General features: G+C 65.6%; 10 protein-coding genes. 6 read left to right on the forward strand and 4 right to left on the reverse strand.

Features of this window, described 5'->3' with window-relative positions; all coding sequences use genetic code 11:
* Positions 1–115: 115 nt before the first annotated feature.
* Positions 116–3,205, forward strand: a complete 3,090-nt coding sequence (locus tag ACFQE9_RS05120; protein WP_379741287.1) for an FAD-binding and (Fe-S)-binding domain-containing protein — start codon at positions 116–118, stop codon at positions 3,203–3,205.
* 47 nt (positions 3,206–3,252) lie between these two features.
* Here ACFQE9_RS05120 and ACFQE9_RS05125 read toward each other — a convergent pair whose 3' ends face one another.
* Both ACFQE9_RS05125 and asd read right to left on the reverse strand, forming a co-directional pair.
* The gene (locus ACFQE9_RS05125; protein ID WP_379741290.1) at positions 3,253–3,954 is read right to left on the reverse strand and encodes an SDR family NAD(P)-dependent oxidoreductase; all 702 of its coding nucleotides are present in this window, start codon (positions 3,952–3,954) and stop codon (positions 3,253–3,255) included.
* Positions 3,955–4,042: 88 nt separating this feature from the next.
* Positions 4,043–5,083: an aspartate-semialdehyde dehydrogenase gene (asd, locus tag ACFQE9_RS05130; protein WP_379741293.1), complete on the reverse strand. Its 1,041-nt coding sequence runs from the start codon at positions 5,081–5,083 to the stop codon at positions 4,043–4,045.
* Between the two features lie 156 nt (positions 5,084–5,239).
* Here asd and ACFQE9_RS05135 point away from each other — a divergent pair, with 156 nt between their 5' ends.
* From ACFQE9_RS05135 to ilvD, 4 genes are all read left to right on the forward strand, one after another.
* Entirely contained in the window at positions 5,240–6,919 is a 1,680-nt protein-coding gene (locus ACFQE9_RS05135; RefSeq protein ID WP_379741296.1) for a Na+/H+ antiporter NhaC family protein, read from the forward strand.
* Positions 6,920–7,843: 924 nt separating this feature from the next.
* On the forward strand, positions 7,844–10,168 hold the full coding sequence (locus ACFQE9_RS05140; RefSeq protein ID WP_379741299.1) for a hybrid sensor histidine kinase/response regulator: 2,325 nt from the start codon (positions 7,844–7,846) through the stop codon (positions 10,166–10,168).
* Positions 10,169–10,497: 329 nt separating this feature from the next.
* Positions 10,498–11,865 (forward strand): Nramp family divalent metal transporter, encoded by a 1,368-nt coding sequence (locus tag ACFQE9_RS05145; protein ID WP_379741302.1) that lies wholly within the window; start codon positions 10,498–10,500, stop codon positions 11,863–11,865.
* Positions 11,866–11,945: 80 nt separating this feature from the next.
* Positions 11,946–13,637 carry a dihydroxy-acid dehydratase gene (ilvD, locus tag ACFQE9_RS05150; RefSeq protein ID WP_379741305.1) on the forward strand — a complete coding sequence of 564 codons (1,692 nt, stop codon included), beginning with the start codon at positions 11,946–11,948 and terminating at the stop codon, positions 13,635–13,637.
* A gap of 128 nt (positions 13,638–13,765) precedes the next feature.
* Here ilvD and ACFQE9_RS05155 read toward each other — a convergent pair whose 3' ends face one another.
* Positions 13,766–14,566: a DUF8170 family protein gene (locus ACFQE9_RS05155; protein ID WP_379741308.1), complete on the reverse strand. Its 801-nt coding sequence runs from the start codon at positions 14,564–14,566 to the stop codon at positions 13,766–13,768.
* Between the two features lie 115 nt (positions 14,567–14,681).
* Between ACFQE9_RS05155 and ACFQE9_RS05160 the strand changes: the two genes are divergently transcribed.
* A complete protein-coding gene (locus ACFQE9_RS05160; RefSeq protein ID WP_379741311.1) occupies positions 14,682–15,170 on the forward strand; it encodes an ArsR family transcriptional regulator in 489 nt (162 codons plus the stop codon).
* Positions 15,171–15,239: 69 nt separating this feature from the next.
* Here the strand turns inward: ACFQE9_RS05160 and ACFQE9_RS05165 are convergent, their stop codons facing one another.
* Positions 15,240–15,437, reverse strand: a complete 198-nt coding sequence (locus ACFQE9_RS05165) for a helix-hairpin-helix domain-containing protein (protein ID WP_379741314.1) — start codon at positions 15,435–15,437, stop codon at positions 15,240–15,242.
* Positions 15,438–15,590 lie beyond the last annotated feature (153 nt).

Here is a 15,590-nt window from a genome sequence, read left to right on the forward strand (position 1 = left end):
AAAACGACCCGGTGTGGACGCTCCGATGAAACCGATCCGGTGAAAACGACGAGGGGACCGGATCCTCCCGATCGTTGACGACAGTCTTTATGGGGCGGGGACCGAGTCGGGAGGTATGGCTGTCGACGAGCGGCCGGACCCCGATCCGGCGGCATCAGCGGCGACGCTCGGCCACGCCAGGCCGGACGTCGAGGAGTACGCGGCGCTCGCCGGGGATCTCCGCGAACGCGTCGCGGGCGAGGTCCAGTTCGACGAGTACGCCCAGGTACTGTATGCGACCGACGGAAGCGTCTACCAGGCGCGTCCCGCCGGCGTCGTCTTCCCGACGGACGTCTCGGACGTTCAGGCGGCCGTTCGGACCGCTTCCGACCACGGCGTTCCGGTGTTGCCCCGCGGGACGGGGTCCTCACTCGCCGGACAGGCGGTCGGGCCGGGGTGTGTCGTCCTGGACTTCACGCGGTACATGGACGACATCCGGGAGATCCGACCCGAGGACCGTCGAGCGGTTGTCGAGCCCGGCGTCGTCCAGGACCACCTCGACGACGCGCTCGCGGAACACGGGCTGAAGTTCGCGCCGGATCCGGCCTCCTCCGGCCGGGCGACGATCGGCGGGGGGATCGGGAACAACTCGACCGGCGCCCACTCCGTGCGCTACGGGATCACGGACGCCTACACCGAGGAGCTGCGGGTCGTGCTCGCGAACGGCGAGGCGATCCACACCCGGGAGGTCGTCCTCGACTCGCCGGAGTACGAGGCGATCGTCGACGGGGACGACGCCGAGGCGCGGATCTACGAGACGGTCCGCGGGATCATCGAGGAGAACGAGGCGGAGATCGAGGAACGGTACCCCGATCTCAAGCGGTCGGTCTCCGGATACAACCTGCAGAAGGCGATCTACGAGAACGGGGACGGCGAACGGGTCATCAACCTCTCGAAGCTGTTCGTCGGCGCCGAGGGGACCCTCGGGGTCGTCGTCGAGGCCGAGCTCTCGCTCGTGACGCTTCCGGGGGAGACCGCGCTCGTCCTCTACTGCTTTTCGGACCTGATCGACGCGCTGCGTGCGGTCCCGGAGGCGCTCGAGTTCGAGGTGAGCGCGGTCGAGCTGATGGACGACGAGGTGTTCCGGCTCGCGGCCGACTCCGAGGGCTACGCGGAATACGTCGAGGCGATCCCGGAGGGAACCGCCGCCGCGCTGCTTCTCGAGTTCGACTCGGAGCTCGTCGACGACTTCGAGGCCGCCATCGACGGGACGAACGCGCACTTTCGCGAGGCGGGACGCGCCTTCGCGGCGGTCGAGGCCTACTCCGAAAGCGCCCAGGCCGACCTCTGGAAGCTCCGGAAGGCGGCGATCCCCCTCCTGATGAGCCTGGAGGGCGACCCGAAGCCGTACCCGTTCATCGAGGACGCAACGGTGCCGCCGGAGGAGCTCGCCGAGTACGTCCAGGGCTTTCAGTCGATCCTGGAGTCCCACGACACCTCCGCGGCCTACTTTGCTCACGCCGGCTCGGGGACGCTCCACATCCGGCCGATCGTGAACCTGAAGGAACACGAGGGAGTGGAGACGCTCCACTCGATCACCGACGACGTCACGGACCTCGTGTTGGAACACCGAGGCGCCTTCTCCGGCGAACACGGCGACGGGATGGCCCGAACGGAGTTCACCCCGAAGATGTACGGCGAGACGCTCTGGCGGGCGTTCAAGGAGGTGAAGACGGCCTTCGATCCCGACTGGCAGATGCACCCGGGCAACGTCGTCTACCGCGACGGACCCGAGGACCCGGGGCCGAACTCCGATCGCGGCGTGGGCGCCGACAACCGCGAACACCTCCGGTACGGCCCGGAGTACCAGTCGATCGAGCCGGTGACGGAGATGGACTTCGACGACGAGGGCGGGTTTTCCCACCTCGTCGAGCTGTGTAACGGCTGTGGAACCTGTCGGGAGACCGACTCGGGGACGATGTGTCCGACCTTCCGCGCCTCCCGGGAGGAGGTCCAGTCGACCCGGGGGCGCGCCAACATGCTGCGGGCGGCGATAAGCGGGGAGCTGCCTGCCGAGGAGCTTCACTCAGATCGTTTCCAGGAGGAGGTGTTGGGCCTGTGTGTCGGCTGTAAGGGCTGTAAGAGCGACTGTCCGACCGGCGTCGATCTGGCGAAGCTGAAAGCCGAAGTGAAACACCGCCACCACGAATCGCACGGAGCGAGCCTCCGAGAGCGGCTGTTTCGGGACGTCGATCGCCTCTCACGGCTCGGAAGCCGGCTCGCGCCCCTCTCGAATCTGGCCTCGTCCATACCGGGCGCTCGAGCCGTCCTCGAACGGACGGTTGGGATCGCCGGCGATCGCGAGCTGCCGACGTTCCGCTCGGAGAGCCTGATCGACTGGTTCGAAGCCCGCGGCGGGTCCACAGTCGCCGAGAACGACGCCGAGGGGACCGTGATCCTCTTTCCGGACACCTACACCACCTACAACTATCCGGAACCCGGCAAGGCGGCGGTCGAGGTGCTCGAGGCGGCCGGCTACCGCGTGGAGATCCCCGACGATCTCGCCCCCTCGGGGCGGGCGGCCCACTCGACCGGCTTTCTGGACGTCGCCCGCGATCGGGCACGCGCGAACGTCGAGGCGCTCGCGCCGCGCGTCGAGGCGGGCGCGAGCGTCGTGTTCGTCGAGCCCTCCGACGCCGTCATGTTCCAGGACGAGTATCGCGACCTCCTCGAGGGCGAGGACGCGGAGCGGGTGTCGGCGAACGCCCACAGCGTCATGGAGTTCCTCGATCTGGCACGCGTCGACGAGAACCTCGCGTTCGAGGCGTCGAGCGAGGAGTTGGTCTACCACGGCCACTGCAACCAGAAGGCGACGAACAAGGACCATCACGCGGTCGGGGTCCTCCGGCGGGCCGGCTACGCGGTCGACCCGCTCGATTCGGGATGCTGCGGAATGGCCGGATCGTTCGGATACGAGGCCGAACACCACGACCTCTCGATGGCGATCGGTCGGATCCTGTTCGACCAGGTCGACGACGCCGGCGGCGACGTCGTCGTCGCGCCGGGCGGGTCCTGCCGGTCCCAACTCGGCGAGCGGTCCAACGGCGAGCAGTCCGGCGGCGAGCGGTCCGACGGAAAGCGATGCGGTGACGGGCGGTCCACGGGGGATCAACCGCCCCATCCGATCGAGAAGGTAGCGGATGCGCTCGCGGCCGCCCGAGAGTAGCGGCGAACCCGGCTCGTCTCGGGAGCGCAGTCAGCGGTACATCGGCCTCACCGTCCGGTCGTCGGGTCCCGCGCGTGGAGGTCGATCTCGAAGGTCCGCGCCCGGTCGGGTTGGTCGATCAGCTGATAACAGCTCCGAGCCGCGGCCGCCGGATCGATGTAGTCGTCCTCGTCCACCTCGCCCGGACCCTCGTAGACGTCCGGGTTGAGTAGCATCCCGTCGATGACGACGTGGGCGACGTGGATCCCCTCGGAGTGATACTCGTCGGCCAGCGATCGCGCGAGCCCGCGTGTCGCCCCCTTCCCGCTTTTGAAGGCGAAATCTCCCGCCTCGGGAGCTGCACCGAAGAAGAGGGCCGTCCCGCCCGTGCCGCGCAGGTCCGCGAGCGCCTCGCGGAAACAGCACAGTCCGGCGTAGGCGTACAGTCGCCAGAGGCGTTCGAGCCGGTCCGGGTCGAGTTCGACGTCGCTTCCGCTCGTGACCGTGCTGGCGGTGTGTGCGAGCACCTCGATCGGACCGAACGCGTCACGGAGACGGTCGAAACACGCCTCGACGCGGTCGGGATCGGTGAGGTCGGCCGGGATCGCGATCGCCTCGTGGCCGGCTTCACGGAGCCGATCGGCGACGTCCTCCGAATACTCCTGGCTCCGGGCGATCAGGCCGACCGGGTGTCCCTCCTCGGCGAGCGTCCAGGCGAGCTCCTCGCAGAATCCGGGACCGAATCCGGCGATGACGGCTGTTCCGGGCATGGACGCGACCACGGCGGCACATCGGATAAATCCACGGGCGGGATACGGGACGATCGGCCGGACGGGACGAGCGGACGCCGCCGGTCGCTCAGATCCAGCCGTCCTCGACGAGGAGCTCCCCGTTGAGGAGCGACGCGCCGGCGGCGCCGCGGATCGTGTTGTGTGCGAGGCAGTTGTACTTCACGCCCCCCGAGGTCGTCTGGACGCCGCCGGCGACGACTCCCATCCCGTCCGCGTAGGTGCGGTCGAGTCGGGGCTGGGGGCGTTCCGGCTCGTCGTCGCCGAAGACCTTGATGAACTGGTCGGGCGAGCTGGGGAGGTCGGCCGAGGGCTGCTCGCGCATGGCCTCGCGGACGTCCTCCGGCGTCGGGTCCTCGGCGAGCTCGGCGAAGACGTTCTCGAGGTGGCCGTCGATCGTCGGGATGCGGTTACAGGAGGCGGTGACGTCCGCGTCGTGAAGCGTGACCGACGCGCCGTCGAACTCGCCGAGGAGCTTTCGGGATTCGGTCTCCATCTTCTCCTCCTCGCCGCCGATGTGCGGGATGGCGTTGTCGATGATCTCCATGGAGGTGACTCCGGAGTATCCGGCGCCGGAGACCGCCTGGAGCGTCGAGACGTTCGCGACCTCCAGCCCGAAGCGGTCGAGGGCGGCAAGCGTCGGAACCATCGTGATCGTAGAGCAGTTCGGGTTCTTGACGAGCGCGCCGTCCCACCCGCGTTCGTCGCGTTGGACGTCGATCAACTCGAGGTGTTCGGGATTGATCTCGGGGATGGTCAACGGGACGTCCTCGGCCATTCGGTCGTTCGAGGAGTTCGAGGAGACGACGTAGCCCGCCTCCAGGAAGTCCGGTTCGACCGACGCGGCGGCCCCCGAGGGGAGCGAGGAGAAGAGGAGATCGACGTCGTCGGGAACCGATCCCGGCTCGGTCGTGGACACCTCCATCTCCGCGACGTCCTCGGGGATCGGCGTGTCGACGCGCCACTTGGCCGCCTCGCGATACGTCTTCCCCGCGCTCTCCGCGCTCGCGGTGACCGCGGCGAGCTCGAAGGTCGGGTGGTCCTCGAGAAGCTGGATGAATCGCTGTCCGACGGCGCCGGTCGCACCGAGAATGCCGACTCGTACGGTCATTGCTGGGTGTGGGTCACAAGCGCATAAGTGCGTTCGGATCCGGAACGTCGAGGAACGAATCGATGGAGAGGCGACGACTACTCGATGGAGAGGCGACGAACCACTCGGACGAGTTCCGGGATGGTTTTAAGTCGCAACCGGGAGAATCTCGAAGGTATGGCCGAATTCGGCGCGGCATCGTTGATCCCACCCTTGCTCGCGATCGCGTTGGCGATCGTCACGCGCAAGGCGGTACTGTCGCTGTTTTTGGGCATCTGGTCGGGCGGGATCCTCCAGGCTGGCGGGCCGAACCTCCTCTCGGATCCCACGGGCTGGGCCTCGGGCGTGGTCTCGGCCGGCTTCGGATTCTTCCCGACGTTCGATTGGATCATCGCCGCCGTCTCCGACGAGTTCCACGCGACGATCATCGTCTTCACCCTCTTTCTCGGATCCGGCGTGGCGATGGTCTGGAACCTCGGCGGGTCGTACGCCATCCGGGATTGGGCGCTGGCCCGCCTCGACACCCAACGGAAGGGTGGCCTCGCGATCGGCGCGCTCGGCGTGATCCTGTTTTTCGACGACTACGCAAACACCGCGATCGTCGGCAGCGCGATGAAGGACGCCTCCGATCGGCTGCGTATCTCCCGCGAGAAGCTCTCCTACATCGTCGACTCGACGGCCGCGCCGGTGGCGACGCTCGGGATCTCCTCGTGGGTCGCCTTCCAGCTCTCGCTCATCGACGACGGGTACGAGGCGGCGGGCGTCTCCGATCACCCGCCCGTCTTCGAGGTGTTCGTCAACTCCGTCCCGTTCAACATGTACTCGATCCTCGCCATCGTGATGGTGTTCCTCATCGTGGGGACCCGACGCGACTTCGGCGAGATGCTCACCGCCGAGCGGCGTGCGTGGACGACCGGAAAGGTGAACCGCGACGACGCGCGCCCGATGCAGGACGTTGCCGCCGAACTCGGCGAGCCGGCGGCGGACCACCCACGACTGATCAACTTCCTCGGTCCCGTCGCCGTCCTCGTGGGCGTGACCATCGCCACGGCGCTTTGGACCGGCGGGTTCACCGCCTCGGCGTTCGCGTCCGACCCGACCGGCGCGCTCTGGAGCGGCGTCACGAACGCCGCCTACGATCAGGCGCTCATGTACGGCTCGTTCGCGATGATCGTCTCCGGGTTCGTGCTCGGAAAGCTCCAGGGCGTGGTAAGCCTCGGCGAGGCGACCGACACGACGATCGAGGGGTTCGGGATCATGCTCACGGCGATATCGATCCTCGCGCTGGCGTGGGGAATCGGCGAGGTGGTGAACGCGCTGGGGACGGGCGAGTACGTCGCCGGCGTCGCCGAGAGCGTCGTGAATCCGGCGATACTCCCCGCGCTCGTCGTGGTGATCGCCGCCTTCATGGCCTTCTCGACGGGCACCTCCTGGGGAACGATGGGAATCCTGACGCCGATCGTCATCCCCGTCGCCTGGACGATCACGGGCGGCGGCGCGGCGGGCCACACCCTCGTCGCGGCGATGGTCGGGGCCATCTTCTCCGGCGCGATATTCGGCGATCACACCTCGCCGATCTCCGATACGACCGTCCTCTCCGCGACGTTCACGGGCGCGGACCTCATCGATCACGTCCGGACGCAGCTGTACTACGCCGTGACCGTCGGGGTCGTGGCGATCGCGTTGCTGCTCGTGTGGGGCTTCGTCGGGATCCCGCCGATCGTGTTGTTGCCGATCGGCGCCGTCGTGCTCGTCGGGCTCGTCTACGGGCTCTCGGAACTCGACGCCCGCCGACGTGGCGTCGATCCGATCACCGCGAACGCGCCACGAGAGAACGGGGAGAGCGCCGAGGAGTAGCGGAGTCGACGGTCATTGGTCCGACCGCGTGAGGCCGGACGTGTTAAGGGCGTCCGACGGGTAGAACGCGTACGCGCCTTCGTCCCCGCCGGAGCCGTCCCACATCCGGGAGCGATGACCGAGCGGCGAACCCGGGCGCGGAACATGTCGTCGAACGCGATCGCACGGTCGATCGCGTCTCGACCGTCCGCCGGAACGCATCCGGCCGCCCGGCACGAGGGTTTCCCGGTTGACGCGGCACGCCGCCGGAGATGAGACCGGCCGTTAGTGTTCCGGGCGAACATTTCTGATTTGACGAGCAGTGAGGGCTGAAGTCTCCCAGTGCCTTGGTCCGATTCGTTCCACGCGACCGTCGAAGTCGTCATTGAAGCTCAATATCGCACCGAGGTCACGCGATTCGCACAATCGGATGCTGGACGCGCCCGTGAAACTGAGTTCCTGATCCGTATATTTCCGAAACGTCCCTATCGACGCCCTCACGTCATCGGATTCGACGTGAGCGATCTCGAAAACGTTCGGAAACGGATCCTCGCCGAGGATCCGGCTGGCGACGGTGTCTGCGGCATCAAACGAACCGGTTCGGACGCGAGTGAGTGTCACGGTCTCGTCCAACCCTGTGTCGTTCGTAGTTCGAGTGGATTCCGAACACGGTGACGGCGGTGATGGTACCGATCGGCGAGGCCGTCATCAGCGTTCATCGTCGCGGTCGACGACCCCCGATCGCGACCGTCGATCCCTTCCGAGCACGTGGTTATTTATCAGAAGAGATAGTTACATTATCCGGATCCGAAAAGTGAGTACCGTCCACGTGACACGAGGATCGATCCCGCCGCCAGGAGCGAACGAACACCCGAGACCGGCGTCCGAACTCGTGGACGTCGACGCCGTCGTGACCGCCGCGACTATCGAAACGGAGAACCGGGGATGACCACCGAACCCGATCCGGAGGGGATACGCGTACTGTACGTCGACGACGAGCCGAATCTCGCGGAGGAGTCCGCGGGACGTCTCGAGCGTAGCGACGATCGCCTCGACGTCGAGACGGCGATCGGAGCGAGTAGGGCACTCGATCGCCTCGACGGAGGGATCGACTGCGTCGTCAGCGAGTACGACGTGGCCGAACGGGACGGGCTGGAGCTACTGGATCTGGTGGTCGATCGCGATCCCGATCTCCCGTTCATCCTGTTTACGGACGAGGGATCGGAGGAGATCGCCAGCGAGGCGATCGCCAGGGGAGCCGCGGGCTACCTGCCGAAACGCGAGGACGAGGGGAGATACGATCTGCTCGCACGCCGCATCGCGAACGCCGTGGACCGGTCGCGCGATCGGGGAGCGAGGAAGCGACGTGACCGCATCACCACGGCGATTCGGGAGATCAATCGCGTCCTGATCGACGCGAGAACCCGCGAGGGGATCAACGAGGAGGTCTGTCGAACGCTCACGGGATCGGCGTTCTATCGGTTCGCCTGGATCGGAGCGGTGGACGAGGAGACGGAACGTGTCATCCCTCGGGCAGCAGCCGGGATCGAGGAGGGATACCTCGATTCGATCGACGTGACTGCCGACGATCGGCCGACCGGACGGGGACCGGGAGGGAGGGCGCTCCGGGAGGGGTCGATCGCCGTCTCCCAAGCCGTGGAGTCGGACGCGGACTTCGAGCCCTGGCGCGAGGAGGCACTCGAACGCGGCTACCGGGCCGTCGCCGCGGCCCCGCTCGCCTACAAGGACACGAACTACGGGGTCCTGTGTGTGTATGCGAATCACGAGAACGCGTTCGGCGAGTCCGAACGGGAGCTCCTCTCGGAGCTCGCGGACACGATCGCCCACGCCTACAACCGGATCGACATCAGGGAGGCGTACCGCAACCAGTACCGGGAGCTGTTCGAGGAGGCGCCCGTGATGTTCGCGTTCACGCGGCGGGAGAACGGAAAGCCGACCATCGACGACTGCAACGAGCTGTTCGCCGAACGGCTCGGGTACTCCCGCGAGGATCTTCGAGGGCGACCGCTTGCGGACGTCTACACGGAGGAATCGGCGGAGATCCTGCTCGACGGTGGCGGGTACGAACGGGCGCTTTCGGGCGACTTCTCGCGTGAATCCCGAACCCTTCTCGGGAGCGGGGGCGAGGAGATAGAGACGATGCTTCGTGCGACTCCGCGTCGAAACGGAGGCGGCGAGGTGATCGGGACGCACGCCCTCTACGTCGACGTCACCGATCGGAGCCGGCTGGAGGAGCTCGAGGCGATCCGCGAACGCATGGGATTCGCGCTCGATGCGACCGATTCGATCCTCTTCGAGATCGACCTCGAAACCGGCGTCGAGACGCGCCACGGGCCCTTCGAGCGTCTCTACGGCATTCCCTCGATCCGTGCCGAAACGAGCGGGGAGTTCTACGAGCGATGTGTCCACCCCGACGACCGCGAGGAGCTCGCGACGCTCCAGGAGTCGATCGATGCCGACACCGCGACCGTCGGCTGCGAGTTCCGAACTCACCCGGACCGCGGCGAGGTGCGGTGGATCCGGTTCGAGGCGTACGTCTCGACCGGTCCCGACGGGACGCCGGAGCGGCTCGTCGGTCTCGACACCGACATCACCGCACAGAAACGCCGCCAACAGGAGCTGGAGCGGCAAAACGAGCGGTTGGAGGAGTTCGCGAGCATCGTCTCACACGACCTTCGAAACCCGCTCAACGTCGCGGTCGGCAGAACGGAACTCGCGAGCGAGGACTGCGATAGTCCCCACCTCGAGGCGGTGGAGAACGCCCACGATCGGATGCAGGACCTCATCGAGGACCTGCTCACGTTGGCCCGCGAGGGCGACGAGGTGCGGGCGGTCGAGCCGGTGGCCCTCACGGAGGTGTGTGAGCGATGTTGGAACCGGATCGACGCCGGAGGAGCGACGCTCGAGGTCGAGGTCGACGGAACGATCGAGGCGGACCGCAGTCGCGTACAACAACTCCTCGAGAACCTGTTTCGTAATTCGGTCGAGCACGGCGGCGAGGGCGTGAGCGTGACCGTCGGCGACCCCGATGGCGGCGAGGGGTTCTACGTCGCCGACGACGGCCCGGGGATACTCGAGGAGGACCGCGAGGACGTCTTCGAGGCCGGGTTCTCGACCGCGGAGTCGGGGACCGGATTCGGGCTGCGGATCGTCAAACAGGTCGTCGACGCCCACGGGTGGTCGATCGATGTGACGGAAGGGGACGAGGGCGGTGCCCGGTTCGAGATCACCGACGTGACGCGAGCGTGATCGGACGTCGGCTGCCGGCGTGGTGCGAGCGTGATCGGACGTCGACTGCCGGCGTGGTGCGAGTGTGATCGGACGTCGACTGCCGGCGTGGTGCGAGCGTGATCGGACGTCGACTGCCGGCGTGGTGCGAGCGTGATCGGACGCGATACCGTGTGCCGAAGCGATCCCGGTGCGTGATCCGCTCGATCGCGGTTCTCGCGTCTGAAAGTAACGATCATCGATGTACTTATATGAGCGCTCTTTGCCAATGGTGTGTATAGGCATGCAGATCCACGTCACACGACGCCGGAGCCGGTGGCGAACAGACGGGACCCAACGGAGGACCGAGAATGGCCGCTGATACGGGCGATTCCGTCGACCTCGAGTATCCCTCGAGCGGTTGGAAGGGGTTCTTTTCGGACCACTTCGGCCCCTCGATGCTGTGGGCGCTGATCAGCATCGGCGGGAGCCACATCGCCGTCGGACCCGAGTTCGGCGCGACGTTCGGCCTCTTTGCGGTGTGGGTGTTCGCGATCATCTACATCGCCAAGTACGGGGCGTGGGAGCTCGGCATCCGCTACAACTACGGCGTCGGGGGCAACCCCGTCGAGGCATACGACCAGCTTCCGGGGCCGAAAAACTGGATGCAGTGGTTCACCGTGTTAGTGTTCGGCGTCTTCTACATCGCCATCGTCGGCGCGGTCGGAATGAGTACGGCGGCGATCGTCTCGTTCTTGACGCCGCTTGCGGTGCCACAGGCCTTCGTCGCCTTCGTGGGTGGTGCCGGCGTACTCGTGTTCTTCGCGCGCTACAGCCTGCTCGAGAAGATCCTCGTCGGCTTCACGATCGCGTTGGGCGTGCTGCTCGTCATCGGCGTGATCGTCGGCCCGCCGTCGCCGGACGTCGTGACCGGAACGGCGTTTTCGCTCGATCTGGCCGGCGACCGCACGGTCCGATTCGTGGCGCTTTTCGCCGCGGCCGCGGGCTTCGCGCCGACGGGGTTCAGCACGAGCGTCCTGATCGGCAGCTGGAGCATGGCCAAAGGCGAGGGCGCAAACCAGCTCGAGGAGCACGGACTCGACCCGGAAAACGAGAAATACCACGACTACATCGCACAGTGGATCAAGACCGGGCGTCGGGACTTCAACATCGGCTACGCGTTCAGCTTCGTGCTGTTGGCCGTGATGGTCATTCTCTCGTCGAACGTGCTCTATCCGAACCCGCCCGGCGACGGGCGGTTCGCGGTCGCGATCGGACAGATCCTCTCTGAGTCCTTCGGTCCGTGGTCCTTCTGGGCGATGATGGTCGGCGCCTTCGCGGCGCTCTACTCGACGGTCATCACCCTGCTCGACGGCGCGTCCCGTGCTGTCGGCGACGTGCTCCCGATGGCGATGGAGAACGAGGACATGGACAGCGACCTCATTCGTCGAGTCGTCTTGACGCTCGTCGTCCTCGTCAGCAGCATCACCGTCTTCGTCCTGGGGAACATCCCCGTCACCTTCATCCTCTACATCGCCGCGATCCTCGCGGTGACGGAGATCGTCTTCTTCCCGGCGAACTGGTACGTCGTCAAGAAGAACCTCCCCGAGCGGTTCCACCCGACGACCGCCTGGAACGTCTACTACGTCTTCGCGCTGATCGCGGTGTTGATCTTCGGCGCGATGGGCGCTGCCGTCCGCCTGGGCATCGTCCCCCAGATCGTCGATCTACTCCCCTGACACCGACGTCCGCCATCCGATTCGGTGTCAGCGTTCCGCCGTCCCGTAGTTTAAGGTGAGCCGGTGTCATGGTCGGTGGTATGACCGACGACCGGCTCCCAAGCCAGGATCTCACGGAGGGCGTCAAACGCGCCCCGAACCGGGCGATGTTACACGCCATGGACCTCGACGCCGAGGACCTCCAGCGGCCGATGATCGGCGTCGCCAACACGGCCGCCGAGATCACCCCCTGCAACTCCCACCTCGACGAGGTGGCGGCGGCGGCGAAGGAGGGAATCGATGCCGCCGGCGCCGTCCACGTCGAGTTCGGAACGATCACTATCTCCGACGGCGTCTCGATGGGCCACGAGGGGATGAAGGCCTCGTTGATCTCCCGGGAGGTCATCGCCGATTCCGTCGAACTCGTCGCCTTCGGCGAGCGGCTCGACGCCATCGTCGGGGTCGCGGGGTGTGACAAGAACCTCCCCGGCATGTTGATGGCCGGCATCCGAACGGATCTTCCGACGGTGCTTTTATACGGCGGCTCGCGGCCGACCGGGACGTTCCATGGCGAGGAGGTGAGCGGCGTCGAGGTCGTCGAGGGCGTCGGCGCGGTCCTGGGCGGCGAGATGACCGAAGCGGAGCTGAAGGAACTCGAACGGTCGGCCTGCCCGGGTGCCGGATCGTGTGCCGAGATGGCGACGGCGAACACGATGGCGACCATCGCCGAGACGATCGGACTGGCACCGATCGGATCGGCCTCGCCGGCCGCGGAAACCGACGAGCGACAGGCGGTCGCGAAAGCATGCGGCGAGGTCGTCGTCGACGCCCTCCGGTCGGGACTGCGACCGAGCGACGTCCTCACCCGACAGTCCTTCGAGAACGCCATCGCGGTGCAGGCGGCGATCAGCGGGTCGACGAACGCCGTCCTCCACCTGCTCGCGCTTGCGGAGGAGGCCGGCGTGGACCTCGAACTCGAGACCTTCGATTCGATCTCCGCGCGGACGCCACACGTCTGCAACCTCAAGCCCGGCGGCGAGTACACGATGCACGATCTCCACCGCAACGGCGGCGTTCCGGCGGTCCTCCGGTACCTGATCGACGGCGGCCACGTCGACGGCGGAACGCTCACGATCACCGGCGAGACGCTGGAGGAGGCCGTCGAACGGGTGGATCCCCCGACGCCCGATCCGGCGATCGTCCGGCCGCCCGAGGACCCGATCGACGAGGAGGGCGCCATCGTCGTCCTCCGGGGAAATCTGGCGCCGGACGGGGCCGTATTGAAGGTGACCGGCGAGCACGAGTACCGATTCGAGGGGCCGGCGCGGGTATTCGACGGGGAAAACGAGGCGTTCGCGGCCGTCGAGAACCGCGACCTCGACGGCGGGGAGGTCGTCGTCATCCGCAACGAGGGCCCCCGCGGCGGCCCCGGAATGCAGGAGATGCTCAGCGTCACGGCGGCGATCGTCGGCGCAGGCTACGACGACGTGGCGCTGCTCACCGACGGTCGCTTCTCCGGCGCCACCCGCGGCCCCATGATCGGCCACGTCGCACCCGAGGCCGCCGCCGGCGGCCCGATCGCGGCGGTCGAGGACGGCGACACGATCACGATCGACGTGCCGGAACGGACCCTGGCGGTCGGCCTCTCGGAGGACGAGATCGATGCGCGCCTGGACGACTGGAGCCCCTCCGAACTCGAGTACGGCCGCGGCGTCCTGGCGAAGTACCCCTCGATGTTCGCCTCGGCCGCTGAGGGCGCCGTGACCAGACCGTGTCCCGGCTGGCGGGAGTGATCGACGCGTGTAGCCCGCCGTGAGAGTCGAACCGGGACGCGACGGCTGAAGAAACCTCAGTACGCACGCTCATCTTTTCGCCCGGCCGCGGCGCATCCTCGTTCTTGACCAGCTTCTCGGAGCTGTATTCACCGTTCCCTGCTCTCTTCCCACTCGGGACGTGGTGTGGGAGACGGGAGTTCGTTAACCGCACTTCGAAGTTCGTCCTCCGTCGTCCACGGGAAGCACCGCTCGTGGAGTTCGAATTTGCGGAACTTGTTGAGATGGACCCAACTGTACGTTGCCGGTTCTTCGCCCTCACCCGTCCGATCGTCGATCACATCCCAAATCGCCTGTTCGTCGATGTCGAGATCGGTATCTCGTGTGCGATCAACGAGCGATTCGATCTGCGATTGGACCTCATCCCCCGACAAATCGTCCGAAAACGCAATCTCAAGGGCGGCCTGAATGACGTGCCGTTTCGATTCCAGGTTGGCGTCAGTCACCCACGCGTAATCACGCGGGAACACGTACGACTTGGCGAAATACGGTGAGTCATCAATTTCGCCCAATTCAGGAGCCTCTCCGCCGCTCTCCTTTTCAAAGACACCGACGATGTAGTCGCTGTATGTCGCGAGCAACGAAAACATGATATCGAACGTATTGAGCCGCTCAGCCGGAAGCTCGAGGAGATCACCCATGATGAACGGATAGGAACCGAGTTGCTTCGTGAGTTCGTTCTGCACGGCGCGAAGCCGGCGGAGATGGGGGTCGCGATAGCTCCCGAGGATGAAATACGACGTCCGCTGACTCGAGAGATACGGCAGTTCACGCCGTGTGAACCGCCAGATATCTCGTTTCTCCGCTGGCTCAAGCTCGATGCCCCCGACGGCCTCGTGAACGACAGTCATAATGTCCGCAGCTTCCGTCGGAGGGCTTGGATCGGCCATTAGCTGCCGGTTCAAGCCACTCCAGCTTATTTCCTTTGAATCACTTTGTCTTTTTCTAGTTTAACCAACTTGGATGAACCTAACTGTTATTGCATCCCTCCTCGTAACGTCACACATGAGCGAAACCGACACGGGCACGGCCGAGACAGGGCCGTTCGCGGAACAGCAGCGGCTGTTCAAGCTGCTGTCCCAGGATACGCGCCATCTCATCATCCAGGAGCTGCTGGGCCACCCCGCCCATCTGATGTCGCTCGCCGAACTCGAGTATATGACCGGGAAGAGTCAGGCAGCAATCAAAGACCAGCTGGAGACGTTGATCGACGCCGGGCTTCTCGCACGCTACACGTACGAACCAAGTGAGGGGAAACGCGATCTTCCGGCACAGTTCTACGGATTCACCGAGCGGGGAATCGAGATCCTCCACGACTACAAGTATCTCCGCGGAGTCCCGGTCGCTCGGGCCCTCTACGAAAACACGCGGAAGACCGAGAAAATCGGGCGCCACGAATCGGCGCCTCGCCCGGCTCTTCCGGATGCTGTCGCGGAAGCACTCGAGTTCGACGAGCCCGATCTTGACGCCGTTGATACTGATACGACTTCGTGAGCCGGTGACGGACTGATCGTGGTTCCGTGAGTGAACAGATCCACGACATCCGTTCCTATAACGAAATTGTCACCAGCTACCAAATTCACGCTCAGCTTGGTTTTTCATACTTTTCGCCGTCTTTTCCCCGACACCCTCGGCGGCCATCAGATCTTCCAAATCTGCTTCATATACATCCTTGACCCACCAAATACCGACCTCTTGAAGCGCAACAGCTTTTGTGTAGCTGACGTTGTCGAACTGTGTCGTCGTCCCGTCTTTTCTCATATGGCACATCATGATCCGTACGATCTTATATAGTAGCCGATAGAATTTTTTACTCAGAGATTAATATAGTATCTAATGGATCACCTCAACGAGATCTCCGTCGAAGAACTCCAAGAGGCGCTTGACAATGTTGACGGAAACAAGCCGACACAA

The sequence above is a fragment of the Halopenitus salinus genome (assembly GCF_042662125.1).
Lineage (GTDB): Archaea > Halobacteriota > Halobacteria > Halobacteriales > Haloferacaceae > Halopenitus > Halopenitus salinus.

Bases quoted from the DNA above. Each gene is read 5' to 3' on its own strand.
- asd (WP_379741293.1), bottom strand. From the start codon at position 5,083: ATGACCGTACGAGTCGGCATTCTCGGTGCGACCGGCGCCGTCGGACAG.
- ilvD (WP_379741305.1), top strand. From the start codon at position 11,946: ATGACCGACGACCGGCTCCCAAGCCAGGATCTCACGGAGGGCGTCAAA.
- ACFQE9_RS05165 (WP_379741314.1), bottom strand. From the start codon at position 15,437: ATGAGAAAAGACGGGACGACGACACAGTTCGACAACGTCAGCTACACA.
- ACFQE9_RS05125 (WP_379741290.1), bottom strand. From the start codon at position 3,954: ATGCCCGGAACAGCCGTCATCGCCGGATTCGGTCCCGGATTCTGCGAG.
- ACFQE9_RS05155 (WP_379741308.1), bottom strand. From the start codon at position 14,566: ATGGCCGATCCAAGCCCTCCGACGGAAGCTGCGGACATTATGACTGTC.
- ACFQE9_RS05145 (WP_379741302.1), top strand. From the start codon at position 10,498: ATGGCCGCTGATACGGGCGATTCCGTCGACCTCGAGTATCCCTCGAGC.
- ACFQE9_RS05120 (WP_379741287.1), top strand. From the start codon at position 116: ATGGCTGTCGACGAGCGGCCGGACCCCGATCCGGCGGCATCAGCGGCG.
- ACFQE9_RS05160 (WP_379741311.1), top strand. From the start codon at position 14,682: ATGAGCGAAACCGACACGGGCACGGCCGAGACAGGGCCGTTCGCGGAA.
- ACFQE9_RS05135 (WP_379741296.1), top strand. From the start codon at position 5,240: ATGGCCGAATTCGGCGCGGCATCGTTGATCCCACCCTTGCTCGCGATC.
- ACFQE9_RS05140 (WP_379741299.1), top strand. From the start codon at position 7,844: ATGACCACCGAACCCGATCCGGAGGGGATACGCGTACTGTACGTCGAC.